Annotated in this window: 29 protein-coding genes; 16 read left to right on the top strand and 13 right to left on the bottom strand. The window is 41.8% G+C overall.

The annotated features are described in order from the left end of the window. Positions 1 to 358 precede the first annotated feature (358 nt). Both UE46_RS02940 and UE46_RS02935 read right to left on the bottom strand, forming a co-directional pair. Positions 359 to 667 (bottom strand): PTS sugar transporter subunit IIB, encoded by a 309-nt coding sequence (locus UE46_RS02940; protein WP_036063597.1) that lies wholly within the window; start codon positions 665 to 667, stop codon positions 359 to 361. Between the two features lie 821 nt (positions 668 to 1488). Then, positions 1489 to 2076, bottom strand: coding sequence for a peptidylprolyl isomerase (locus UE46_RS02935; RefSeq protein ID WP_036059779.1), 588 nt, complete (start codon positions 2074 to 2076; stop codon positions 1489 to 1491). Between the two features lie 384 nt (positions 2077 to 2460). On the opposite strand from UE46_RS02935, the gene UE46_RS02930 reads away from it, so the two are divergent. From UE46_RS02930 to mnhG, 8 genes are all read left to right on the top strand, one after another. After that, the gene (locus tag UE46_RS02930; RefSeq protein WP_118907382.1) at positions 2461 to 3669 is read left to right on the top strand and encodes a lmo2377 family MFS transporter; all 1209 of its coding nucleotides are present in this window, start codon (positions 2461 to 2463) and stop codon (positions 3667 to 3669) included. 322 nt (positions 3670 to 3991) lie between these two features. After that, positions 3992 to 6400: a Na+/H+ antiporter subunit A gene (locus tag UE46_RS02925; protein ID WP_036059777.1), complete on the top strand. Its 2409-nt coding sequence runs from the start codon at positions 3992 to 3994 to the stop codon at positions 6398 to 6400. Then, positions 6387 to 6809, top strand: a complete 423-nt coding sequence (locus UE46_RS02920; protein ID WP_036059776.1) for a Na(+)/H(+) antiporter subunit B — start codon at positions 6387 to 6389, stop codon at positions 6807 to 6809. The genes UE46_RS02925 and UE46_RS02920 overlap by 14 nt, the downstream gene beginning before the upstream one ends. Then, positions 6810 to 7157 (top strand): Na(+)/H(+) antiporter subunit C, encoded by a 348-nt coding sequence (locus UE46_RS02915; RefSeq protein ID WP_036059774.1) that lies wholly within the window; start codon positions 6810 to 6812, stop codon positions 7155 to 7157. It begins immediately after the preceding gene. After that, positions 7150 to 8634 (top strand): Na+/H+ antiporter subunit D, encoded by a 1485-nt coding sequence (locus UE46_RS02910; RefSeq protein WP_118907799.1) that lies wholly within the window; start codon positions 7150 to 7152, stop codon positions 8632 to 8634. Before UE46_RS02915 ends, UE46_RS02910 begins: the two co-directional genes overlap by 8 nt. 7 nt (positions 8635 to 8641) lie before the next feature. Beyond that, the gene (locus UE46_RS02905) at positions 8642 to 9118 is read left to right on the top strand and encodes a Na+/H+ antiporter subunit E (protein ID WP_036059768.1); all 477 of its coding nucleotides are present in this window, start codon (positions 8642 to 8644) and stop codon (positions 9116 to 9118) included. Further along, positions 9118 to 9405 (top strand): Na(+)/H(+) antiporter subunit F1, encoded by a 288-nt coding sequence (locus UE46_RS02900; protein WP_036059796.1) that lies wholly within the window; start codon positions 9118 to 9120, stop codon positions 9403 to 9405. Before UE46_RS02905 ends, UE46_RS02900 begins: the two co-directional genes overlap by 1 nt. After that, positions 9389 to 9970, top strand: a complete 582-nt coding sequence (gene mnhG, locus UE46_RS02895; RefSeq protein ID WP_036059766.1) for a monovalent cation/H(+) antiporter subunit G — start codon at positions 9389 to 9391, stop codon at positions 9968 to 9970. Before UE46_RS02900 ends, mnhG begins: the two co-directional genes overlap by 17 nt. A gap of 46 nt (positions 9971 to 10016) precedes the next feature. Here mnhG and menI read toward each other — a convergent pair whose 3' ends face one another. Further along, the gene (gene menI, locus UE46_RS02890) at positions 10017 to 10394 is read right to left on the bottom strand and encodes a 1,4-dihydroxy-2-naphthoyl-CoA hydrolase MenI (protein WP_118907798.1); all 378 of its coding nucleotides are present in this window, start codon (positions 10392 to 10394) and stop codon (positions 10017 to 10019) included. Between the two features lie 142 nt (positions 10395 to 10536). Here menI and UE46_RS02885 point away from each other — a divergent pair, with 142 nt between their 5' ends. Next, entirely contained in the window at positions 10537 to 11013 is a 477-nt protein-coding gene (locus tag UE46_RS02885; protein WP_221638587.1) for a divergent PAP2 family protein, read from the top strand. A gap of 114 nt (positions 11014 to 11127) precedes the next feature. After that, positions 11128 to 12876 (top strand): SpaA isopeptide-forming pilin-related protein, encoded by a 1749-nt coding sequence (locus UE46_RS02880; RefSeq protein ID WP_118907797.1) that lies wholly within the window; start codon positions 11128 to 11130, stop codon positions 12874 to 12876. A gap of 64 nt (positions 12877 to 12940) precedes the next feature. Here the strand turns inward: UE46_RS02880 and UE46_RS02875 are convergent, their stop codons facing one another. Beyond that, complete coding sequence (locus UE46_RS02875; protein WP_036059760.1) at positions 12941 to 14152, bottom strand: NAD(P)/FAD-dependent oxidoreductase; 1212 nt, start codon at positions 14150 to 14152, stop codon at positions 12941 to 12943. Positions 14153 to 14462: 310 nt separating this feature from the next. On the opposite strand from UE46_RS02875, the gene UE46_RS02870 reads away from it, so the two are divergent. Together UE46_RS02870 and UE46_RS02865 are read left to right on the top strand one after the other, a co-directional pair. Next, positions 14463 to 15458: an NAD(P)/FAD-dependent oxidoreductase gene (locus tag UE46_RS02870; protein WP_036059758.1), complete on the top strand. Its 996-nt coding sequence runs from the start codon at positions 14463 to 14465 to the stop codon at positions 15456 to 15458. 808 nt (positions 15459 to 16266) lie between these two features. Beyond that, positions 16267 to 16893, top strand: coding sequence for an SDR family oxidoreductase (locus UE46_RS02865; protein ID WP_036059754.1), 627 nt, complete (start codon positions 16267 to 16269; stop codon positions 16891 to 16893). Between the two features lie 56 nt (positions 16894 to 16949). Here the strand turns inward: UE46_RS02865 and UE46_RS02860 are convergent, their stop codons facing one another. Together UE46_RS02860 and UE46_RS02855 are read right to left on the bottom strand one after the other, a co-directional pair. Further along, a complete protein-coding gene (locus UE46_RS02860) occupies positions 16950 to 17183 on the bottom strand; it encodes a YuzB family protein (protein ID WP_036059752.1) in 234 nt (77 codons plus the stop codon). Between the two features lie 16 nt (positions 17184 to 17199). Beyond that, on the bottom strand, positions 17200 to 17523 hold the full coding sequence (locus UE46_RS02855; RefSeq protein ID WP_036059751.1) for a YuzD family protein: 324 nt from the start codon (positions 17521 to 17523) through the stop codon (positions 17200 to 17202). A gap of 429 nt (positions 17524 to 17952) precedes the next feature. Between UE46_RS02855 and UE46_RS02850 the strand changes: the two genes are divergently transcribed. Beyond that, complete coding sequence (locus UE46_RS02850; RefSeq protein WP_036059748.1) at positions 17953 to 18189, top strand: NifU family protein; 237 nt, start codon at positions 17953 to 17955, stop codon at positions 18187 to 18189. A gap of 45 nt (positions 18190 to 18234) precedes the next feature. Then, positions 18235 to 18735 (top strand): phosphatidylglycerophosphatase A family protein, encoded by a 501-nt coding sequence (locus UE46_RS02845; RefSeq protein ID WP_036059746.1) that lies wholly within the window; start codon positions 18235 to 18237, stop codon positions 18733 to 18735. Between the two features lie 21 nt (positions 18736 to 18756). Here UE46_RS02845 and UE46_RS02840 read toward each other — a convergent pair whose 3' ends face one another. From UE46_RS02840 to UE46_RS02825, 4 genes are all read right to left on the bottom strand, one after another. Next, positions 18757 to 20061, bottom strand: a complete 1305-nt coding sequence (locus UE46_RS02840) for a hemolysin family protein (protein ID WP_036059745.1) — start codon at positions 20059 to 20061, stop codon at positions 18757 to 18759. Positions 20062 to 20135: 74 nt separating this feature from the next. Next, the gene (locus UE46_RS02835) at positions 20136 to 20903 is read right to left on the bottom strand and encodes a TIGR01457 family HAD-type hydrolase (protein ID WP_036059743.1); all 768 of its coding nucleotides are present in this window, start codon (positions 20901 to 20903) and stop codon (positions 20136 to 20138) included. A gap of 26 nt (positions 20904 to 20929) precedes the next feature. Beyond that, positions 20930 to 21205: a YutD family protein gene (locus UE46_RS02830; protein WP_036059741.1), complete on the bottom strand. Its 276-nt coding sequence runs from the start codon at positions 21203 to 21205 to the stop codon at positions 20930 to 20932. A gap of 8 nt (positions 21206 to 21213) precedes the next feature. Further along, positions 21214 to 22581 (bottom strand): bifunctional metallophosphatase/5'-nucleotidase, encoded by a 1368-nt coding sequence (locus UE46_RS02825; RefSeq protein WP_036059740.1) that lies wholly within the window; start codon positions 22579 to 22581, stop codon positions 21214 to 21216. Positions 22582 to 22733: 152 nt separating this feature from the next. On the opposite strand from UE46_RS02825, the gene UE46_RS02820 reads away from it, so the two are divergent. Both UE46_RS02820 and UE46_RS02815 read left to right on the top strand, forming a co-directional pair. Next, a complete protein-coding gene (locus UE46_RS02820) occupies positions 22734 to 23573 on the top strand; it encodes a sulfite exporter TauE/SafE family protein (protein WP_118907381.1) in 840 nt (279 codons plus the stop codon). Beyond that, positions 23574 to 23948, top strand: a complete 375-nt coding sequence (locus UE46_RS02815; RefSeq protein WP_036059739.1) for a DUF1634 domain-containing protein — start codon at positions 23574 to 23576, stop codon at positions 23946 to 23948. It begins immediately after the preceding gene. Between the two features lie 39 nt (positions 23949 to 23987). Here UE46_RS02815 and UE46_RS02810 read toward each other — a convergent pair whose 3' ends face one another. From UE46_RS02810 to UE46_RS02800, 3 genes are all read right to left on the bottom strand, one after another. Continuing rightward, positions 23988 to 24347 (bottom strand): type II toxin-antitoxin system RelE/ParE family toxin, encoded by a 360-nt coding sequence (locus tag UE46_RS02810; RefSeq protein ID WP_036059738.1) that lies wholly within the window; start codon positions 24345 to 24347, stop codon positions 23988 to 23990. After that, on the bottom strand, positions 24337 to 24516 hold the full coding sequence (locus UE46_RS02805; protein WP_036059737.1) for a hypothetical protein: 180 nt from the start codon (positions 24514 to 24516) through the stop codon (positions 24337 to 24339). Before UE46_RS02805 ends, UE46_RS02810 begins: the two co-directional genes overlap by 11 nt. 158 nt (positions 24517 to 24674) lie before the next feature. After that, on the bottom strand, positions 24675 to 25520 hold the full coding sequence (locus tag UE46_RS02800) for a DUF72 domain-containing protein (RefSeq protein ID WP_036059735.1): 846 nt from the start codon (positions 25518 to 25520) through the stop codon (positions 24675 to 24677). Between the last annotated feature and the right edge of the window lie 5 nt (positions 25521 to 25525).

Genomic DNA, 25525 nt, shown 5'->3' with positions numbered 1-25525 from the left:
TTATTCCTCCTCATGTAATAAGTTTATATAATTGAATCAATCTCATAGTTTAATGTATTAGCGTCCAAATACTTATAGAGCTGAAAAAATGAATCCCTCTTGATAGTTTTTTATTCCACAAAATAGGCTCTGTTTTATGGAGAGAACGCAATCACCATTCTAAATCTAGGGTGCTATCCCATTAAATCTGAATGAAACAATGTGAATCTGACTCACTTACAAAGTACATTCTAACATGCTTTTACTGACCAAACCTGTCTCAAATCGCCCATCTTTATTTATTTTTGGGAACGCAAAAAAGCTGGAGTATTCATCGGTATCTACCAACAAATAACTCCAGCTTTGATTCATTTATTTATTATTCGCCCATTAATTTCAAAGCGTGATCTAAAACTTTTTCACCGTTCATTGTACCGTAAGCAGTCATGTCGATTACATCAACTGGAACGCCTTTTGGCTCAGCTAATTTATCAACAGTTGATTTTTGGTAACGAACTTGTGGTCCAAGCAATACCACGTCTGCAGTATCAATTAGTCCATTGATTTCAGAAATAGAATAAGCAGCGATTGTTGCTTCTATTCCTTTTGCTTCTGCAGCTTTTTGCATTTTTGTTACTAATAAACTTGTGGACATTCCTGCCGCACATACTAATACGATATTTTTCATAAAAGATCTTTCCTTTCGATTTTAGGGTGGCTTGCTTTTGTTATACTTTCATTATACTCACTATACAGCGTTTACACAAGACTGAGCTTCGCGCGAGGGCCGAGAAACGTCGAGCTTCGTCGTTAAAAGCTGTGTTCCGGTGCTCTCGTACTTTTGTACGTTCCGCTCTGGTACTCGCTTTTGCCTAGAATCTCAACATTTCTCGGCCCTCGCGTGTTCTGCGGGAACTCGGGAATCTTTGGTTTGTCTCACTCCTGAGCTTCGTCGTTAAAAGCTGTGTTCCGATGCTCTCGTACTTTTGTACGCTCCGCTTCGGTACTCACTTTTGCCTAGAATCTCAACATTTCTCGGCCCTCGCGTGTTCTGCGGGAACTCGGGAATCTTTGGTTTGTCTCACTCCTGAGCTTCGTCGTTAAAAGCTGTGTTCCGATGCTCTCGTACTTTTGTACGCTCCGCTTCGGTACTCACTTTTGCCTAGAATCTCAACATTTCTCGGCCCTCGCGTGTTCTGCGGGGACTCCGGAATCTTTGGTTTGTCTCACTCCTGAGCTTCGTCGTTAAAAGCTGTGTTCCGGTGCTCTCGTACTTTTGTACGTTCCGCTCCGGTACTCGCTTTTGCCTAGAATCTCAACATTTCTCGGCCCTCGCGTGTTCTGCGGAAACTCGGGAATCTTTGGTTTGTCTCACTCCTGAGCTTCGTCGTTAAAAGCTGTGTTCCGATGCTCTCGTACTTTTGTACGCTCCGCTTCGGTACTCGCTTTTGCCTAGAATTTCAATGTTTCTTGGCCCTCGCGTTTTGTGAGAAAACATTGTTTAGTGAATTATAGTACTGTGATCTTTTCGATTACTACATCGTGAACTGGTTTGTCTTGTGGACCAACGCTTACGGATTCGATTTCGTCTACTACTTCCATGCCTTCTACTACTTGGCCAAATACTGTGTGGCGGCCGTCTAGATGTGGTGTCCCGCCAGCTTTGTAAGCCTCGATGACTTCTGCTGGGAATCCTGCGCCTTCCATTTGTTTTGCCATTTGTGGGTGTAAATTCTTATTGGTTACGATGAAAAATTGGCTACCGTTTGTTCCTGGGCCGGCGTTTGCCATAGATAGTGCGCCACGAATGTTAAACGCATTTGGTGAAAATTCGTCTTCGAATGGTGCTCCCCAGATACTTTCGCCGCCATATCCTGCGCCTTCTGGATCGCCACCTTGAATCATGAAATCAGCAATAATACGGTGGAAAATAACGCCATTGTAGTAACCGTTCTCTGCGTGTGTTAAGAAATTTTCTACTGCTTTTGGTGCGATTTCTGGGAATAGTTTAATTTTGATGGTTCCACGATTTGTTTCCATCGCTACCAGTTTTTCATTTTCTGCTACTTCTTTTGATAATTGTGGATAGTATGTCATTTTTATTATCTCCTTTTTTACTTTTAGTTGCCTGCTCTTATTTGAACCAGATTATGAGTAAATTCACAAATACAGAGAGTACATATATACATAATAAACTAGCGGCTCCCCAAATAACAATTTTTTTGACCATGATGCCTCCCGTCTTAATGCTTTTATTTTTATTTCTTCGCTTCTTTATTCTATAATGGAATTAGATATTTGCAAACTAAAATGAAGTTCCGCAAGTTGGGATTGCTTATTTCCCGATGTTGAAATAGCTATTTTTCCGCTCTTATATGTGCTTGTATTTGTTGCTAGCACTTGATCTAAGTAATTCATCTTGCTTCTCAATTTCCAACTAGTTCTGCAAATAAAAATTAAATAAGGAGAGGGATGATTTATATGTCAATCAAAAAACGAAATTTGTACATTTTGATGGTAGCGAATTTGCTAATTTCGGCTAGTACGACGATGATTATGCCTTTCTTATCGTTGTATATTGAAACGTTTGGAGACTATAGTGAGGCTTATGTTCAACGCTGGGCTGGGTATATTTTTGGGGTGACTTTTTTAGTCGCTTTTATTTTTTCACCGATTTGGGGACGAATTGGGGATAAGTATGGGTTCAAGAAGATTCTGATATTCACGGCATTTGGGATGAGTATTAGTATTTTTCTTATGGGTTATGCTCACTCCGTAACATACATGATGATTCTACGGATATTTATGGGTGTTGTGACTGGATTTATCGGGATTTCAAATGCTTTTATTGCAAGGCAGACGGACCGGAACGAGGCTGGAAAAGTTCTTGGGACACTGCAATTAGGCGGTGTAACTGGGATGCTATTTGGTCCATTACTCGGTGGAGCTTTGGCTGATTTCTTTGGGTTCTCAAGCACATTTATTATTACCGGGATTGCCATTTTTGTTGCGGCACTTCTAGTAACGTTCGGGTTGAAAGAAGTTCGACCTGATTTAGAAGGCCAAAAGAAAGTAACATACTCGCGTCGGGAAGTGTTGAAACATATTTTCCAACTGCGGGTTTTAATGATGGTGATGATTATTTCGTTACTCATTCAGGTTGCTAATTTTAGCGTTCAACCCCTTCTTGCACTCTATGTCGGGCAGTTAACTCACACGGATAATGTGGCGCTATTGTCTGGACTCGCTTTTTCGGCAGCTGGTTTTGGGAACTTGGTGATGACGCGGAAATGGGGCGAGCTTGGGGACAAATATGGGTATGAAAAGATTTTGAATATCCTACTAATTTTGGCGGCACTCTTTGTTTTACCTCAAGCTTTTGTTCCAAATTTATGGCTGTTTATTTTCTTCCGCTTCTTGTTTGGTATTGCGATTGGTGGTATGGTCCCTTGTGCGACGGCTTATATCCGCTTGGCTTCTCCTGGTCAAATGCAAGGAGAAATGCTTGGCTATAATCAAAGTGCGCGCTTCTTGGGAAACGTTATCGGCCCGATACTTGGCGGTACAATGGCTGGATTTGTGGGCATGAGTAATGTGTTTGTTTTTACTAGTTTTATGTTCCTTGTCGCTTTTGTATTGCTCTGGTTTAGTTTGAAATCGGATCGGAAACGCCATGTTAATGTAGATTAATTGTCTAATCGTTGTTCTTTTTTTTGGAGCAACGATTTTTTTATTTTTCATCTACCTTCATATTTATAGAATTCGAAAAATATCATCTTGTTCACATCCTTTTCAAGTTCCTACCCTTTTTTTCAGGTAAATAAGTATGCTATAATAAAAATTGTGGCAAACAACGCGTGTTCCATGTCTTTATTAGCGAGACATACCCACGAGCACAGAATCACAGCCTATTCTTTATCTTCGGGTTTACATTTTTAAGCTTTATTGCTTTTATAATAGTAGTGATGTTTCGTCATATTAAAACTTTATTTTCATCAAGGAGGGAGAACTTTTGTCATTTCTACACCTCGCCATTTTCTTGCCATTTCTCATGGCCATGCTCATTCCCATTTTCTACAGGTGGACTAAACAACTGCATACTGGATGGATCGTTTTGCCGATTCCTGTCATTTTATTTATTTACTTTTTGACATTTATTCCGCAGACGATGGATGGGGTTGTCACGCAGACAATGCCTTGGATTCCATCACTTGGTATTAATTTCACCGTCGTTGTAGATGGGCTTAGTTTATTATTTGCTTTGCTTATTACTGGGATTGGATCGCTTGTCACGTTTTACTCTATTTTCTACTTAGGTAAAAAGAAGGAGCGTTTAAACAATTTTTATGCATTTTTGTTTATTTTTATGACTGCAATGCTCGGAGTTGTGTTAAGTGATAATTTAGTTGTATTGTATTTATTCTGGGAAATGACTTCGATTAGTTCATTCCTATTGATTGGATATTGGTACCATAGGGAACGATCGCGTTATGGCGCGCGAAAATCGTTACTGATTACTGTATTTGGAGGCTTAATGCTTCTTGGAGGTATTTTATTACTTCATGTTATTACTGGATCGTTCTCACTACGAGAAATTATTTCGGAGGCTGCGCTCGTTCAGAGTAGTTCGCTCTTTATTCCCGCGATGATCTTTATTTTGCTGGGGGCGTTCACCAAATCTGCGCAAGTACCGTTTCATATTTGGTTGCCGGATGCGATGGAAGCGCCGACGCCAGTTAGTGCTTACCTCCATTCCGCGACAATGGTCAAGGCTGGAATTTATCTCGTTGCTCGTTTCACACCTCTTTTTGCGGTGTCTGGGGCTTGGTTCTGGACGATTACGCTTGTCGGGATTGTGACACTTTTCTGGGGTTCGATTACTGCGACGAAAAAGACGGATTTAAAAGCGATTCTGGCTTACTCCACGATTAGTCAGCTCGGTTTGATTATGACTTTACTTGGTGTCGGAGCTGCTGCGCTTCATTTTGATTCGTGGAATGATAATATTTATATCGGCGCAATTGTAGCTGCTGTGTTCCACTTATTTAATCACGCCACATTTAAAGGTAGCTTGTTTATGATGGTTGGAATTGTCGATCATGAAACAGGGACGCGGGATATTAGGCGTCTCGGTGGTTTGATGCAGATCATGCCAATCACCGCGACGATTGCTTTTATCGGAACGTTTGCGATGGCTGGTTTGCCGCCGTTCAATGGTTTCCTTAGCAAGGAGATGTTTTTCCAAAGTATGGTCGATGTGACGTCGCTCAACTTATTTCATGCCGAAACGTGGGGCGTGATTTTACCTGTCATTGCTTGGATCGGTAGTATTTTCACGTTTGTTTACAGCATGATCATCTTCTTCAAAACATTTGGTGGCAAATTCAAACCACATTTGTTACCGAAAAAACCACATGAGGCTCCGATTGGATTGCTTCTACCACCTATGATTTTAGCGGCGCTTGTTGTTATTACGGGATTTTTCCCAAACTTGATTGCAAAACCGTTACTTGAACCAGCGGTGAAATCCATTATGCCTTCGCTTTATGGGACGGATTATTCGATTCATATCAGCTTCTGGCATGGCTTCACGATGGCACTCGCGATGACAGCTGGGGTTATTATTTTAGGAATTCTTCTATATAAAACGGCGAATCGGTGGAAACCTTTTATTACCGAGAAAGTTCCTGCATTTTTCCGTTGGGGTAAGGCGTATGATAATAGTTTGTATTATATGGAGCAAGGATCGTATCGCTTCACGCTTTGGGTGATGACTGGTTGGCTTCGAACGTATTTGAATTATATGTTGACGGCGTTCATTATTCTGATGCTGGGAACCATTTTTGCAACGGATGCGCTTAATTTTGATATTTCGACGATTTCGCGTGTTACAATGATGGACTATGTTTTAGTGCTCGTTGTGATTGTGACGCTTGTCGGCATTGTGTTTTCTAAGTCACGTATTACTTCGATTATTTTACTCGGCGCCATGGGTTATACGATTAGTATTTTCTTCATCGTTGCTCGAGCACCAGATCTTGCGTTGACGCAGCTCGTGATTGAAACGATTTCGGTCGTGCTTTACTTGCTTGTCTTCTATCATTTGCCGCAGTTTAGTAATATCGAAGAAAAACCACGCTGGCTTTCTGCTAAAACGTTCATTAGTATCGGCGTCGGTCTCACGGTCTTCCTTATCTCACTTTCAGCCTATGATACGACTTTCTTCCCTTCGATTTCACAATATTATATTGATAATACCTATACGAAAGCAGCTGGGAAAAATATTGTCAACGTTATTCTCGTCGATTTCCGTGGCTTTGATACGTTGTTCGAAACGGCTGTGCTCGCGATTGCATCCATCGGTATTTTTGGAATGATAAAATTACGCCTAACTAGGAGGGGAAAAAATGAAAACAAATGACGTACTCTTGCGTAATGTCACCAAGGTTGTTGTCTTTATTATTCTCCTGTTCGCGCTACATTTATTTATGGGTGGGCATTACAATCCTGGCGGTGGCTTCGTTGCTGGCTTAATTTCAGCTGGTGCGATTACGCTAACCCTCATTGCTTACGATACGCAGACTGTCAAAAGTATGTTAAATATTAATACGATCATGATGACGGGCGTTGGTTTGCTGTTTGCAGTCGGCACTGGCATGATTGGTATTATTATGGGAGATCCATTTTTGACGCATAAATTTGGTCATGTGGATTTACCGATTCTTGGTGATACATCGCTTCACACGGCAACCATTTTTGACTTAGGTGTTTACTTGGTCGTTGTTGGTGTGACGCTTACGATAATTCAGACGATTGGGGAGAGTGACTAAATGGAACTATTGATGTCGATATTAATTGGGCTCATGTTTACAGCAGCCACCTACCTCATTCTTTCAAAAAGTTTGTTGCGTATTATTCTTGGAACTGCCGTTTTAAGCCACGCGGTAAACTTAATTGTTTTGACAATGGGTGGGCTTAAAAAAGGGAAGGCTCCCCTGCTTGATACGCCGGGACTTCCTGTTTACAATGATCCGTTGCCACAAGCCTTAATTTTAACCGCCATAGTTATTAGTTTTGGTGTGACGGCGTTCTTCCTTGTTCTCGCTTATCGGGCTTATCAGGAGCTTGATAGTGAAAGTGTTTCGAAGACAAGGGGGCATGAAGCTGATGATGAGTAATATTGTTTTAATGCCAATTTTGATTCCGTTTTTCGGGGCGATCTTCTTGCTATTACTCCCTCGAAAAGTTGTGATTCAGCGCATACTCGCACTGATTACTAGTATTGTTTTGATTCTCGCTAATATTTATCTTGTTTATTACGTGTATCAAAACGGAATTGTTGCGGTGACGCTTGGGAATTGGCCTGCACCATTTGGAATTTCGATTGTTGGCGACATGTTGGCAGTGCTTCTTGTTACAACGACCAGTCTTATTTTACTAGCAACGCTCATTTATTCGTTCTATTCGATTGGGAAACCGCGGGAAAGATTTTTGTATTATCCTGCTGTCCTATTTATGATCGTCGGTGTGAATGGCTCGTTCTTAACAGGTGATATTTTCAACTTATTCGTATTTTTCGAAGTCATGTTGATGGCGTCTTATGTGCTACTCGTGCTTGGTGGGACAACGATTCAATTGAAGGCGACGGTGAAATACTTGCTGATCAATGTGATTGGATCAGCGTTCCTTGTTGTAGCAATTGCCCTGCTTTATTCGATGCTCGGCACGCTTAACATGGCGGATATTTCGCAAAAAATTTCGGAGATTCACGGTGGAAATACTGGGATGATTACGGTTGTTGCGGTCCTATTCTTATTCGTATTTGGATTGAAAGCTGGGATTTTCCCGCTTTACTTCTGGCTTCCTGGTTCCTATTTTGCACCACCAATTCCTGTTCTCGCCCTATTTGGAGCATTGCTTACAAAAGTTGGCGTGTACGCGATTATTCGTGTCTATACACTCTTTTTCTACAACGAAACTAGTTTTGCGCTCCCCCTGCTCTCGACGCTTGCTTTAGTCACGATCGTGCTCGGTGTTATTGGCGCTATTAGTTATTATGATATGAAAACGATTATGATTTACAATATTTTGATTGCGGTCGGTGTGATTTTATTCAGTGTGTCACTCATGACGCGCGAATCGATGACCGGTGCTATCTTCTATTTGATCCATGATATGCTGATTAAAGGGACACTATTCCTCGTTATCGGTGTTATTATCGCGATGACTGGCTTCTCGAGCATTAAGAAATTCAGTGGGCTAATGAGCGTGAAACCGTCGCTTGGCTGGGCGTTCTTTATCGCAGCGCTTGGACTTGCTGGTATCCCACCTCTTAGCGGATTTATTGGCAAACTTTTAATTATAGAAGGCGCTTTTTCTGTTCAGAATTATGTAGGCGGAATTGTTGTCCTTCTCTCGAGCCTATTCGTCCTACTCTCCATGATCAAGATTTTCTCCAAAGGTTTCTGGGGCGAAAAGAAGGGCGATTTCAAATTAGATATTCCGTACCGAAAAATGATGGTACCCGTCTTGTTCTTACTCGTGATTTCAGTTGGTTATGGTATTTTTTCAGAAGCCATGTATCCATTGATCACAAAAGCGGTTGATCCTTTAGTGGACCCATCGATCTACATTCAAGCGGTACTGGGGGAGTGATGCAAACATGGCGTTTCAATTAATTATAAATCTTATTCTTGCCGCTTTGTGGATGTTCCTGCAGTCATCTTTTACAATCGGGACCTTCATTGTTGGCTTTATTATTGGGATTTTCCTACTGTTTTTCATGCGGCGTTTCCTTGGCTCCCGCTTTTACATTTGGCGGATCCTAGCGCTTGTAAAATTGATGTTTAACTTCTTTAAAGACTTAATTATTTCAACGGTGATGGTGGCGCGTATCGTTCTTAAAAAGGACATGAACATCAGACCTGGAATTTTCCGTTATGAAACGACGCTTGAAACCGATTGGGAAGTAACGATGTTGGCGATTTTAATTACGCTGACACCAGGAACTCTTTCGATCGATATTTCCGATGATTACAAAGCAATTTACGTGCATTCGCTCCACGTTCCAAATATTGAAGAAGAAATCGCGACAATTCGTAAATCCTATGAAGGCGCGATTATGGAGGTGTTCCATTGATTATTATAACGGCCGTCCTCTCCATTGCCCTGTTCCTATATTCCGTTTCAATCTTCCTCTATTTGTACCGTATTTTAAAAGGACCGACAACTTCGGATAAAGTAGTGGCGCTCGATTCGATTGGGATGAACCTTGTTGCCATCGTTGCCCTACTTTCGATGTTACTGGATACAAGTGCGTATCTTGATGTTATTCTTTTGATCGCATTGCTCGCGTTTATCGGTACCGTTTCTTTTGCCAAATTTATTGAGAAAGGTAAGGTGATTGAACGTGAACGTGATAATTGAAGTGATTATTTCGGTTATGATTTTGATCGCTGCCTTACTCAGTATTTTAGCGGCGATCGGTGTCATTCGTTTGCCTGACGTTTACACCCGGACACATGCGGCGGGTATTAGTAACACATTTGGCGTTAGTTTATTGCTTTTTGCAACGGTTGGTTACTTTTTTCATTCAGGGGAAGGCTTTAATGCCCGCGTTATCCTCGCGATTCTGTTTATTTACCTGACAACGCCGATTGCTTCTCACTTGATTAACCGTGCTGCTTACGATACGGGTGTGCCACTGGCGATTCGAATTCGTGACCAACTGCGCTCCGTGAAAAAAGACGATATTAAGCAACGGAAAAATATTATTATCAAGCAAGAACAGTTGGAGCGTGAGCGTCAAGAACGTGAGGAACTAGAAGAACAACTCGACTGGGAATTACGCGATGAAAAAGTAGAAGAACGCGAAGAGCAGGAAGACGTAGCTCGCGAACAAGAAGAAACCTTGATTGAGCGCGAATCCGATGACTCCGAGCAAGAAATTATTGAACTTGATGAGGAAAATAATACAGATAAAAAAGAATGAAAAAATGCCATGTCCCCGAGGAAGATTGGGACATGGCATTTTTGTATTACCGTCTTACTTTGACAGCAAGTGTACACCTGCTAATGCAAATCAACTTGTCAGTCACTTCATCACGAATTTCAACCTGCCAGACGTGCGTGCTTCTGCCAATATGTATTGGAGTCGCTGTTGCAAGCACGTAGCCTTCTTGTATCGATGAAAGATGATTCGCGTTAATCTCAAGTCCAAAGACAATTTCAGATTCCTGAATGTGCCCAGATGCCCCTAAACTCGCTGTTTGTTCCGCTAAGGCTACTGAAGCCCCACCATGCAAAAAGCCGAATGGTTGTCGCGTTTTATCATTAACTGGCATCCTTACTTTCGTAAATTCTTGTGTTTGCTCTACCAATTCCATTTCCAAGTAGTCACCTAAACTCATCATTATTACCTCCACTCTTCTGCCATCCTATTTTTCATTATAGCTTATTTTTAAAAGTCGGGCTTTGATTTGATCTATATAGGTTTCCTCGTTGCCCTCTTGTGGTACAATAATAATATAACTGTTTGCTAGGGAAGAGGAGATCGCCATGTTAATCAATGTACCTTTAATTGCTTCGCTTATTGCCATTTTTTTCGCGCAATTTGTCAAAGTTCCAATCCATTTGCTCGTCTATAGAAAGTTACAATGGGGTCTCATGTTTTCAACGGGAGGCATGCCTAGTTCACATTCGGCTGCTGTAACAGCGCTAATGACTACACTTGCTATCACATACGGAATTGAATCTCCTTATTTTGCTATTGCTGTTGTATTCGGTATTATCGTGATGTTTGATGCCACTGGCGTTCGTCGTCAAGCAGGAGAGCAAGCCATAGTGCTTAACCGTCTTGCTCGCGATTTCCAAGAATTTGTAGAACATGCAAAAGGACTAACCGAACCAGGACAAGAAGAAAAACAAAAACATTTAAAAGAAATGCTTGGACATAAACCAATGGAAGTATTTTTCGGTGCCCTAACCGGTATTGCAATTGGATTTATCGTGGATTACTTATTTGGACTTTTATAAGAAAAACAAGGCGATCAGCGCATGCTTGGTCGTCTTTTTTGTTACATTCGTTTTAATTCCTTGCCAGAAGGGTAGTTGGGATAAGGTAAGAATAGAAAATAGGAGTTGAGTTCGATGTTAAAAGAGAATTTAAAATGGCTTTTTATTGCTGTGCTTTTTTTAGTTGTTGGTTTTGGTAGCATGAAAGCAGAAGCAACATCAGATTTTTCTGATAATAATTGGAAAATATCATGGCTTATTAAAAATGCTGATTTTGAAGCAGTAGATATTGCCGATTTCGGTGTTCATGCTGGTTCACCTAATGTTTGGTATGTCGATCAAGAAGGCGTCGAAGCTTGGGGAACCTCTAATCCTTCTGGCAGGATTGAAGTCTGGCAAAATGGGAATGGCCAAGGCGTCCCTGCCTATTCGGGAAATAATTTCATTGAACTAAATTCTGATGGTCCCGGTCCTGTGTATCAGGATATAAAAACGATCCCTGGTTCCACCTTAACTTGGAGTTTTGCGCATCGTGGTCGTAGCGGTGTCGATTCTGCCGAGCTACTAATTGGCGCGCCTGACAACTTAGCCCCAATACTCTTAGCCTCCGATGACCAAGAATGGCGTACTTATTCTGGCACCTATGTCGTCCCTGCTGGTCAAACGCATACACGGCTTACTTTTGCACCTATTTCTACGTCTACGGGTAATTTGACTATTGGGAATTTTTTAGATGACATCAACTTGTATATCAATATTGCAGGCGCGCAGTTGGGCGATTATGTGTGGCATGATGAAAACGGGAATGGTGTGCAAGATAACGGAGAGTCCCCAGCCCCTGGTGTAGAAGTAAAGCTATATGACAATCAAGGTTCCCTCCTTCAAACCCAGACAACCAATGATTTAGGTGGTTATTTATTCAGCGGTTTACTACCTGGAAATTATGGTATCTCCTTCGTTAATCCCGACCCAAGTCACTATGCCTTTACGAAACAGAAAAGTGGTGGTGACTCCGCGCGGGATTCTGATCCGAATAAAAACGGACTTGCCACGATCAGCGTTCCTACTATCCGCTCAGAAGTTATCTCTATGGATGCCGGATTAACGACAATTGGTTCCGCGATCATCCATAAAACAGATGGTACTAAAAATCTAGCTGGAGCCTCATTCAATATACTAGATAGCGATGGAAAAATTGTCACCAACACGACGACAGATACAAGTGGAATCAGCATGGTCAATGACTTAATCCCTGGTACTTATACGGCAAAAGAAACCACCGCTCCAGTAGGCTATCAACTACAGCCACAGCCTATATCCTTTAAAATCGTTTACGAACAAACTACTCCGATTGAAGTCAACGTTACAAACCAACTGAAAACTGGATCTGTCAACGTCCATAAAGTTGGGGAACAAAATCAAGCATTACCAAATGCTATTTTTGAAGTAATGACAAAATCAGGAGAGGACCTTGGAACAATAACAACAAATAAAAGTGGCATTGCGACAATGTCTGGCTTGGTTCCTGGCGACTATATTTTAACGGAGGTTACAGCGCCCGAAGGATATGAGCGTTCTGCTAAGCCTTCTCCCTTCACCATTCCTTTTAATCCGACCCAGCCTGTAGAATTGACCATAAAAAACAAAACAGCCCCAATACCACCTACGCCAAAACCGAATATCCCCCTCAAGCCTAGCACCCCCTCCAAAGCGGGGACGATAACACCTGTGGCTAGAACATCCGTCACCTCAGAGATTAGCGCAACAGATACATCAGCAAGGCTAACCAAGCTACCAGCAACTGGAGAAAAATCAGAATGTCTACTCATCCTTCTCGGAACCTTAGCCCTAACAAGCAGTTTCTATCTCACTCGACGTAAATAGCAAAAGAACCTGAACGAATAGGCTATCAATAGCTTTTCGTTCAGGTTCTTTTTATTTTTAAATGTTATTTATAAAACTTAAATTTACCTTTATTCATCATAACGCCTGTACCACCAATTTGGAGTAAAGCACGGTCATCGATTACTTTTTTCATAACAGATGCTGGGTAGCCTTTTAAGCTTCGGCCCATAACAACGCCGATTGCATCATTGTCCCCGATCGAGCAAACAGTACCTTTTTCGTGATATACGAATGGCGCTAGCTCTGTGTGACCCGCTACCAATTTAGCAAGATTCGCTGCGGCAATATCCGCTTGTTGCATCGCAATTTGCGCTGTTGGCGGGTACGGACGATCATTTGCCGGGTTAATCATTAACGAACAATCTCCGATAATCAAAATTTCTTCGTTGCCTGGAACTGTCAAATCGTCGTTCACTTTCACACGACCACGGCCAGCTTCGAATCCAGATGCTTCGATAACGCTATTTCCACGTACACCAGCGGCCCAGATAACAGTCGCCGCTTTGATCTCCACGTCCTCTGTTTCACTTTTCGCATATTTAATACCGTCTGCTGTAGCTTCTTTCACTGGAGTCCCAACGTTAAACTCTACACCACGGTCTTCTAAAACGCCTACGCCATAGTCTACTAGTTTTGCATCGAATTGTGGCAACACTTTTGGTGAAGCCTCCATACAAACAATGCGGACTTTTTCACGAGGTACGTCATATTTTTTCACAAGTTCTGGAATGCGGTTTGTTAGTTCCCCTAAGAACTCAATCCCCGTGAATCCAGCGCCACCAACGACGATTGTCAATAACTCATCGCGTTGTTCTGTTTTCCATTTCGCAAAACTTCCTTCGATTTGTGCACGAATTTTCTTCACAGAATCAATGCTTGTAATGGTATATGCATATTCTTTCAAACCGCTAATACCGAATGTTTCTGCTTCTGAACCAAGTGCAATAAGCAAGAAGTCGTACGCAATATCCCCTTTGTTCGTCAATGTTACTGTTTTGTCATCTTTATTGATTTTCTCCACAGTATCTTGAATGAAAGTTGTTTTAGTCGGATTGACTACTTTCGCGATTGGATACATCAATTTGTCTGCATCTAACGTTCCTGCGGCCGCTTCATGTAACCATGTTGTTTCATGATGATAGTCATTTTTGTTCACCAATACTAATTCTGCTTCTACATTCAATTGTTGCAACTTACGCAACGTTTTCAAGCCACCATACCCAGCTCCCAGAATGACGATTTTTGGCTTACTCATCTGTATCACATCCACTTTCCCATTGTATTTTTCTCACAAAAAACTGCACTAGAACAAAGCCTAATGACAATTATGTAGATTGCGCTTAAACATCTACGTCCCAAGAAGAAGGCAAAAAGCCCTCACCCTATATCATAGCTGTTTCAAGTCTTTTTTTCAAGAGAAGGACCTCACAATATACGAAAAGTATCATCAGGCATCCAAAAAACTCTGCGAAAGCCAATGCCATACAGTTTCGGTCTAATTTGTGGTAGAATGGTCTTGTTATCAAAAATTCGAGAAAACATTTATTAAATAAGGAGGATTTTTTGTGGACGATCAAACAAAAATTTATGATATAACGATTATCGGCGGTGGACCCGCTGGACTATTTGCTGCCTTTTATGCGGGTATGAGAAAAGTAAACGTGAAAATTATCGAGAGCTTACCTCAACTGGGCGGGCAACTTTCCACACTCTACCCTGAAAAATATATTTACGACATCCCTGGTTTTCCAAAAGTTCGCGCACAAGAATTAGTCAATAACTTGATTGAACAAATGAAGCCTTTTAACCCAACGATCTGTTTAGAAGAAGCCGTTGCAAGCGTTGAAAAACAAGCGGATGGCACATTTGAAATAAGCACAAACCAAGATACACACTATAGTAAAGCGATCATTATCACAGCTGGAAATGGTGCTTTCCAACCGCGTCGTTTAGAACTAGATGACGCTTTGCAATATGAAGGCAAGAATTTGCATTACTTCATCAATGATCTGAGCCGTTTTTCTGGTCGCCGCGTAGCCGTTTGTGGCGGTGGAGATTCCGCGGTGGATTGGGCGTTAATGTTAGAACCGATTGCCAAAGAAGTTTCTATTATCCATCGCCGAAACGCATTCCGCGCGCATGAGCATAGCGTTGAAAAACTAGAGCAATCCACGATTACAGTCAAAACACCGTTCATCCCGACAGACATTATTGGTGATTCCGAGCAGATGACCCAAATTGTTTTAGAAGAAGTCAAAGGCGATCGCAAAGAAGTCCTTGAAATTGATGATTTTATCGTAAACTACGGCTTCGTTTCCTCACTAGGGCCGATTAAAGAATGGGGTCTTGACATTGAGCGCAACTCGATCGTCGTCAACTCCAAAATGGAGACAAACATCCCCGGCATTTACTCCGCTGGCGACGTTTGCACCTACGATGGCAAAGTAAAACTAATCGCAACCGGATTTGGAGAAGCCCCAACCGCCGTAAATAACGCGATGAATTACATCGATCCAAAGTCTAGGGTTCAACCAATGCACTCGAGCTCGATGTTTGACTGAAGTGCTGAGACAGCCCGTTAGCCTCGACAGAATTTGTTAGGGGGCGCAGTGAAAACCCGCACTTGGTTTTTGCGGAGGCACCGAAAATTCCGAGAGGCTGGCTGTCGAAGCCGGATCCGAAGGCGCTAACCATGACGCAACACATACACTATTTCCACACTATGATTTCCCGATCTTGACTGAAGTGCTGAGACAGCCCGTTATGTTGATGAACTTTCAAACCGTAGTTTGGTTTGATTTAGTGAATCAATAGGCAGTTGAGCAACGCGAGACTGACAACCTTTTAATTGTTAGGGGGCGCAGTGAAAGTCCTCCTTTGACTTTTACGGAGGCCACGAAATTTCCGAGAGGCTGGCTCTTGAAGCCGGATCACCAGAAAAGCAGAAACGGCCCGTTCAGCTCCGAAAAAACTGGAGCGGCCGCAATAAAAATCCGCACTTGATTTTTGTGGAGGGCGTGAAGTTTTCGAGGAGTTGGCCGTTGAAGCTAGATCGCCTGAAAAGCGGAAGAAGCCCGTTAGGTCCGAAAAAGCTTGGAGCGGCCGCAGTGAAAACCCGTTCTTGGTTTTTGCGGAGGGCGTGAAAGCTTCGAGGATCTGGCTTCTGGAGCTAGATCCGGAGGCGCCAAACACAAAAAAACACAAAAATTTGAGACCACAGCTTCCCTAAACCTCAAAAATTCACTAAAAAAACAAGCAATAATTCCAAGCATGACGGATGACGGACAACCCCACTACAAACTCATAAAAATCGAGAACCTAAACCAACAATCAACACTTCAAATTAGTTCCAAGAAAGGAAGTTTTCCCATGAACATCTTAATCCTAGGAGCAAATGGTCAAATCGGCAAACAAACCGTATCAAATCTATCCAAAAACACCGCGCACACAGTCACAGCACTAATCCGCAAAGAAGAACAACGCGCAGACCTAGAAAAACTCGGCGCCAAAGTCATCATCGCGGACTTAGAAGACGATTTCAGCTCGGCTTACGACGGTATCGATGCCGTTATTTTCACCGCAGGTTCCGGCGGACACACAGGCCCTGAAAAAACAATTTCCATCGATCAAAACGCTGCAATAAGAGCCGCTGAATACGCTGAACAAAAGAAAGTACCGCGTTTTGTCATCGTAAGCTCAATCGGCGCTGATCAACCTGAAAGTGGTCCTGAATCACTCGAAAACTACCTCATCGCCAAAGGAAATGCGGACAAAGTAGTACAACAAAGCGATCTGGATTACACAATCGTTCGCCCTGTATCACTCACCAATGAACCCGCAACGGAACATATCAGCGACTACACGCAAGAAAAATCAACAATCACACGAGCTGATGTCGCACTTTTCCTCGCCGCAATTATTGATAATCCCAAGACCTACAAGCAAATCTACACAATTCAAAATGGCAATATCCCAATAGACAATTTTATAAAATAAAAAATACGCTGGTTCAAGGAACTATGATTACTTCCTCGAACCAGCGTATTTTTCTATTAAAACGGGTTGTCCTCCAAAAACTGATATACATTCGCAACTAGTTCGGCAGGTGTTTCACCGCGAACCACTTCCCCATCTACCAAAGCAAACATGGAGGATGCACATAAATCGCAATACGTCAGACAATCATATTCAATCACATCGAGGGCTGGATCAGCATCTAATGTATCAAATGCTTCCTGTGCTCCCGAAGCTACATTGTTAACACAAAATTCGATAATCGGATTCATCTTTCCCTCCAATCCATTATGCTGGCTGATAACCTCGTTCTGTCATCATCGCATAAATATCTTTCAAGCGTGGATTTCCTTCTGCAATGACATTTCCATCAATCACAATCACGGGGTACATATAGTCCTCTTCTACGATCATATTGGCAATGCGAGACAACTCAGCTTCTTCTTGTGGTGCGAAAATATCAACATACTCTACTTGAAATGGCTGTTCTGGGAATTTGCGACCTATCGCAGCCCGAAGCCACTCTTCTGTTTCCTTAGAAGATGGTGCACCAACGCAACTTGCACAAATAACCGATGACCCATAAACAAAAATTTTCGCTTCTTTTTCCATCTTTGCTCACCTCTCTTTTATTCTACAAAATATAGCCTTTAAAAGCGAGTAAACGGATTGATCGTTTGAATTGCAAAACTATTTGGATATGTATTTGTTGACACGCTATTCTGTCTATATTATAATTACGTTATTCACTTTAATGCGTTTAAGTAGTGCATTAATGAATTCTAGCTGGTTGTAACCGTGCTTAATCCACACGGTCAACATAAAAGTAACACTCCCTTTTTAGTCAGATTTACCCATCTGGCTATATGAAATTTGTCGTATCCCTTCTTGAGCCTTAGGGATGCGACATTTTTCTTAAAGTATTGCATACATAACTCCAGACGCCTTTTTTCGAACGCTATCTCTTTCTTTTTTTTCTGATACTGTTATAATAGGAAATATAAGTGAGAATGATTCACAGTTAGAAAGGAGTCGAATGCCATGAATACCGAAATGTATGCGGAAGTGGATACTGCTCTTAAGAAATTTAGACCTTTTTTAGTAAGAGATGGTGGCGATTATGAGCTTGTAGAAGTAACGCCCGATGGTATTGTAAAAATTCGTTTATTAGGAGCTTGTGAAACGTGTCCAAGTTCTGATATGACATTAAAAATGGGAATTGAACTCACTTTATCTGAAAGGGTAATGGGTTTTAAAGAAGTAGTACAAGTTTTTTAATCGAAACTTGTACTTATTTTGTTCGTGTAAAGGAGAGAATAGAGAATGGTTGAAAAACAAAGTGAACTAGAGACAAAAGCACGTGAATGGCTGATAGAGCGTGGTGTAACGATTGATGATATCGCCGATTTGGTGCTATTTCTACAAAAACAATATCATTCCGAGTTAAGCATTGATATTTGTCGCGATAATGTCGAACGTGTATTGCGTAAGCGCGAGGTCCAAAATGCGATCTTAACGGGAATTCAGTTAGATGTTTTGGCAGAGGAAGGCAAGCTTGTACAGCCACTTCAAAACATCATTAGTGCCGATGAAGGCCTCTACGGTGTCGATGAAATTCTAGCGCTTTCCATCGTTAATGTTTACGGTTCGATCGGATTTACAAACTATGGTTATATCGATAAAGTGAAGCCTGGAATTTTGGCTAAATTAAACGAGCACGATGGCAAGCAAGTTCATACGTTCCTTGATGATATCGTTGGGGCTATTGCTGCCGCTGCCGCGAGTCGCTTGGCGCATAGTTACCATGATGATATCGTGAAATAATAAGAAGCATCGCTCTCTAAACTAGAGTTCCGATGCTTCTTTATTTGTTTTTATAGCCTCAATCTGCCTAATCGAGTTCTTATTCATACTTCGAATCGTAAAACGCCAGCCAGATTCCTCAAGAAAGTCTCCCGTTTCCAGATCAAATTGCTGATAAAGTAGCCAACCTGAAAGTGTGTGTACACCAGGAGCGCTCAGTTCGATGCTAAGTTCCTCTTCCACAGATATTAGCGGCTCATTACCCTCGATCACAAAATGTCCCTCAGCGACCTTTCTGATGCCTTTTGGAGCTGTGACTTCTTCCATGTCCCCAACAATGATTTCCATCACATCTTCCAATGTAATAAGCCCAGAAGTGCCTCCATATTCATCAGTCAAAATCACGAAACTTTGCCCTTCTTGCTGCATTTTAAACAATAATTCCTGCAACTTCATTCCCTCAAAAACCTGCATAATCGGCGTCATAAATTTCTCAATTTGTTGTTCTAAAATCGCCAAATCTCGTCCCAATCCAGCCATTACAACACTCACCTGTAGCATCCCGATAATATGATCCTTATCTCGCTCTTCCGTCACTGGAAAAATATGATACGTTTCCCGCGCCGTTAATTCGAGCAAATCCTGCACCGTGTCCGACTTACTAATCGTGATCATTTTTGTCCGTGGAATCATCACTTCCTGCGCTGGCACGTCGTCTAGCTTAAAAATATTTTGCATATAGCGAAACTCTTGTGGATTCAGTAAACCTTGCTGGTAGCTGTCTTCGAACACAATTTTTAATTCCGTTGGCGTCATTCGGTCCATGTCATTATCTGGCGTCACACCAAACATTCTCGTAATCAGATTAGCCGAATGATTCAGTAACCAATTCAATGGAAACGTTATGTAATACCACCAAATTAGCGGCCTGGCAATAAACATCGCTACTTTTTCCGTGCTATGAATCGTGAACGTTTTCGGTGCAAGTTCCCCCAAAACAACATTCAAAAACGTGATCAAAATGAAGGACGTGAAAATTGCGATTGGCCCTTCCACAGATTCAGGTAATGGTAGCATATCAAAAAGTGGCTGTAACCACCCGCGCATCGTCGCCTCGCCGACCCACCCCATTGCAAGAGCAGCTAGCGTATTTCCGAGTTGGCAAGCCGCAAGATAGTCGTTCATATTCGCCGTCACTTTTTCCACATATTTCGCACGCGGATTTCCGCTAACAACCAATTGCCGCACAGTCGGTTTTCGTATCGCCACAATCGCAAATTCACTCGCTACAAAAAAGGCCGTCATCACGATTAAAAATACGACAAAAATATCATTAAAAATAGCCATGTCCCCGCACCTCTCCTAATCATCTAACAAAAAAAGACGACCACTAAAAATAAGTATCCGTCCTCGTTTGCGTCTTATTCTAATTCCCATTCAGACAAATTCATAACACGATGAATCGGCTGTACTTCCTTCTTCGCCAACTGTTCCGGCGAGGTGAAACCTGTATGAACGATCAGCGTGTCAATACCGTATCTGATCCCTGCTAAAATATCCGTCTCATAATTATCGCCAACCATGATCACGCGCTCTTTTTTCACGCCCAGCTTTGCGATTGCTTGCTCCATAATAATAGCTTCCGGTTTCCCAATAAAAATTGGCTTCACGCCTGTAGCTACAGTCACGACAGACGTGATCGAACCATTCCCAGGAAGCAATCCACGCTCCGTTGGAATCGCCGCGTCCCCGTTTGTTGAAATAAACATCGCGCCTGCACGCACAGCCATCGTCGCCGTCGCTAACTTCTCATAATTAATCTCCCGGTCAATTCCCATCACCACAAAGTCAGGATTATCCGCCGTCAACACAAAACCAGCCTGCTCAATCTCATGTCTAACGCCTTCTTCGCCAATCAAGTAAACCGTTTTTTCTCGGTCGACCTGTTCCAACATAAATTGTACCGTTGCTTGCGATGTCGTAAACACTTGATCCGTTGTCGCTGGAATATCAAATTTCCGCAAAGTTGCCGCAACCTGTTCCGGCGTTTTTGATGAATTATTCGTTACATATAAATACGGAATATGCGCTTGATCTAGTTTTTCAATAAAGCCCGGCGCCTCAGGTATTGGCTCACTTCCAAGATACATCGTCCCATCCAAATCAATTAAATAGCCATCATATTTCAATAGTCCTTACCTCTTTCTCCGTCTACTTATTTTACAACCTTCTTAATCACAAAATACTTACAGCCAAAATTACAATACTCGTATAAGTATTCATTTAACGTGCTTATTTTAGTATCATAGGTCGCCTTCCGATTATCATCATCAAAAAAGCCTTTCAATCGCAGCTGATCATAACCCCAATCACCAACAATATAATCGTAACGCGTCAAAATATCGCTATATCTCTCTGTCAAAGCCTCTTCGTCAAAAGCTTCACGGTTATCCTTAATAATTTCATACGTGACATTCTGAATCGTAATCATGTTTCAAGTCAACCTCCCTCACTATATTTTTCTTTTAATTTCCATGTCATTACATCACGCAACAATTCTGGCGTGTACACTTCTTTTTTAGCCACCCGTTTAATAATCGGGAAAAATGGGGCATATACAAACGTGTCATGCGTCGCGACCCGATATATCTTATCAGGATCAATCGCACCACCATCCCATAATGCTCTATCCAAATCCGCATCAAAAGACATACGCTTCGTCAAAATCGCACCGAAAACTTCCCCACGAAAACCAAATCCACGCAGCGGTATATCTCGCAACTCTTCCTCTTTTTCAGCAATCTCGTGAATCAGAACATCAAGCTCCATTCCCGTCATCGAAAGCACAATAAAGTTCAGCGGATGCGGTAACAGCTGATGAATATCGTATGCCGTCACAATCCCTTTTGGTAAATCCGTCATATAAATACCCGCGTTTGTTAAGAAAGTATCCGCTTCTGTCCATTCACAAGCAGCCTCATGAAAAAGCTCAGAAACCTCAGATGGTTTATACCAATTATGCTCTAATTGATGCGGAAGTGCAACCACTTTCTGTTCGAGTTCTGCCATCCCTTGATTCAAAAATGCCGCCACTTGATCCGCTTCATCCACAGGTGCTGGTAAATTCATCGTTTCATACACCCGTGCTTGTTTTGACGCTATTTTTCCAGTCATTTCATCAAACTCTAGCGTGACCTCACCAAAATATTCGCCCCATCTACCAGCCGCTGCAAGTAGCACACCGTTCACATCTTTTCCATTCTCCAGCAGATGATGCGTATGCCCACCAAGAATCACATCTATTTCTGGTATTTCCATCGCAATTTGTTCATCGAGTGGCAAACCAAGATGGCTAAGCAAAATAATAACGTCCGCCTCTACCCTATGGACCTCACGCTTAATGGCTTGAATCGGTTCCATGACGCCCCATCCCAGTGCCTCATAATAATCTGTAAAACAAGCAGTTGCACCGATAATCGCAATTTTCACATTATCTCGCGTCATATAAATATGCGGTTGTGCAAACTTTGCCAACTCTTTCTGCGCCTTGTCCTCATACACATTACAACAGACAACAGGAAACACCGCCTCATCATATAAATGCTCCAGCTCATCATGCCCCAAAGCCGCCCCTTCATTATTACCAATCGTAACCGCATCATATGGCAACTTATTCAAAAGCCCAATATTTCCTTGTCCCATCGAACCTTCCGTAAAAGGATGCACCCGGTCAATAAAATCGCCTATATCAAAAAATAAATCGTCATTCGAAGCCAAACGTTTTTCCCGTAAAAAGGCAAAGATGCGTGGCCATTTTTCTAGATGACTATGAATATCATTCGTATGCCAAATCGTTAAACTTATCATGGTAACATCCCCTTCTTTCATCTTCTTCTATTGTAGCCTAAATGACTCTTTTTGACACGTCACAAAACTGTATTTTATCCCTCTTTTGTCTTTTCAATATGCCTGAAATGGCGTATGATGGAGAGTATACACTAAAAAAGGAGGGAAAATCCTTGGACATCTATCAAATTTTTGCACTTTTACTCATCGCTATTTTTGCAGGAGTGCTTGGATCAATACTCGGTCTTGGTGGTGGAATTATCGTCACACCCGCACTTACACTCCTATTTGGCATCGATATCAAGTATGCCATTGGCGCCAGTATCATTTCCGTCATCGCCACAAGTAGTGGTTCAGCAATTGCCTACATAAAAGATCGAATTACAAATTTACGTGTTGGTATGTTTCTAGAAATCGCAACGACGCTTGGAGCCGTGACCGGGGCGTTTATTGGCGGACTTATCTCCGCAACAGCACTCTACATGATCTTTGGTTTTCTTTTATTATATTCTGCAATTACAATGATCAAAAAAGTAGGCTCAGAATTCCCAACTAATGTGAAGCCAGACCCTATCGCAACAAAACTGCGTCTTCATGATACTTACTATGATAAAGCGCTAAAAAAACAAGTCGATTATGAAGTCGCAAACGTGCCTGCTGGATTTGGCGTTATGTATGGCGCAGGGATTGCAAGTGGCTTACTTGGTATCGGAAGTGGAGCGTTTAAAGTGATGGCGCTCGATGTTTTCATGAAGATGCCACTCAAAGTTTCTAGTGCCACGAGTAATTTAATGATGGGCGTAACTGCCGCGGCAAGTGCCACTGTTTATTTATTCCGCGGTGACATCGATCCTCTAATCGCCGGTCCCGTCGCAATTGGTGTTTTAATCGGCGCCACAATCGGAACAAGAATTATGCAACGTCTAAAAAGTAAAGTTATCCGTCTCGTATTTATTCCCGTCCTGATTTACGTTGCCTTGCAAATGATTTTAGAAGGATTGGGGTGGATCTAGATGGCAAATAAACCAACAAAAGACGAAGAAATGCACCAAGTCGAACTCGTCGTCAGTTCTTTACTACGAATTGGCGTGATGCTAAGTGCAGCAATCATTCTCATTGGTATGCTTCTATTAATGTTCACTGGAACAAGTGGTTATCCAGGAACGACCTATCCAACAACGCTAACAGCCATCTTCACTGGAATTGGCGAGCTAAAGCCATATGCCATCATCATGTTCGGACTTTTCTGCTTGATCTTAACTCCAGTTTTACGCGTTGTAGTCTCCCTCGTTACTTTTTTGAAAGAGAAAGACTATCTATACGTTGGTATCACAGCGATCGTATTAATTATCTTAGCAATCAGTTTTATCATCGGTATTACAGAATAAATAAAACAGTAGGTGGGCTCTGTATCAAAAAGAGCTTATCTACTGTTTTTCATCGTCATAAACTGCGCCATCTTCGCGAATTAATACATCATAATTCTGTTCTTGCGCCAAAATCCGATGTAAAATCACTTTTCCCTCATCCAAAAGTACTTCATAAAATACCAAGTAGGCCTTGCCAATCCGAACTCTCCGATATTCCCGCTGATATTTAGGATCTTGCAAAACCTGCCCCATCAACGGAAAAATAGTTAATCGCGATTCTACCTTCTCAAGCTTCTGATAAAATTTAGTTTTTTGAATCTCATTACAATACTGGTAATCTAAGTAATGAATAATCGCAGAAATATCTTCTTGAAAAGCGTCAGACCACTCGATTTTAATTTTAATTTCACTTTCCATACTTACTACTAAACCCCAGCTTCGACCAAGCAACTTTTGAACTCACTGTACGGCCATTTTGTTTGTCCTCTTGTGATTCTCTCAATTTATTTAAAATCTCGAATTCATTAGAAATTGTAATTCTTGCTAATGTCGGAGGAATAGTATCATTATTATCTCTTCGTGTCATTTTAACCTCTCCTTTATCATTTCCCCTATTATAACACACTCCGAGTATCTTTAATATATATAATTCAAAAAGAGCTAAAATCGATTTTTAGCCCTGATTCTATACTTTTTCTAGGTATCCTAAAACCAAAATAAGGAGAGAATACCCTCTCCTTATTTTTATAGATCAAACAAATTCATCTGCATCGGCGCAAGTCCTTCATAAGAAATATCTAATGCTCGTTGCAAATCCTTAGCATTATCCGCCGCATCCCCACCAGAGTTATTATTGAAGATTACAATAATCTCTTTCGTCTGCTTTTGTAAATAACGAATATTCTCTGCCCAATAATTTATTTCCTCTGCGTTATAACGATAAAGCGTCCGAACTTCCCGCCATTCTGGGCTATTCGCTTTCATCCATCCCGCACTATTTCTACCGTGAAGTCGTATTAATGTCACCTCTTTATTAGTTGCTCTAAGCACAATAGGTACGCTACCATTACCTACTTGCGGCTCATCCACAACCGTATGAATAAAGTTTAGCTCTTCAAGCAATGCCAAAGTCTGAGGTGTCGTCGTCTCGGTATACCACGTTTTATTTCGAAACTCAATCGCAAGCGGTAGGTCCCCCATTTTCTCACGGACAGCTCGTATATACGTCACATTTTCCTTCGTACATCCGAAATAAGGAGGGAATTGAAACAGAATAGCTTTCAATCTCCCGCGCTCACTCATCGGAGCAATCGCATCCATAAACCGACGATACATTTCCGTTTCCGAATCATAATATTGTTGCCATTCTTTATGCTTTGTCATTGCCTGAAATGCCTTCACTACAAAATTAAATTCAGCAGGCGTCCGCTCCACCCATTTTTCCGTCGTTTGTGGTGAGGGAATCGCGTAAAAACTCGTATCCACCTCAACCATCGGAAAATGCCCAGCGTAATCCTCCAATTTATGTTTCCCAGTACTCGAATATACCGTCTCATGGTCACTCCATCCCGTTAATCCAATTGTTATCATCGTAC

The organism is Listeria weihenstephanensis, from assembly GCF_003534205.1.
In the GTDB taxonomy this organism is placed as follows: Bacteria; Bacillota; Bacilli; order Lactobacillales; family Listeriaceae; genus Listeria_A; species Listeria_A weihenstephanensis.
Note: the sequence above shows the minus strand (reverse complement) of the source record. Positions and strands in the feature narration are given on the sequence as shown.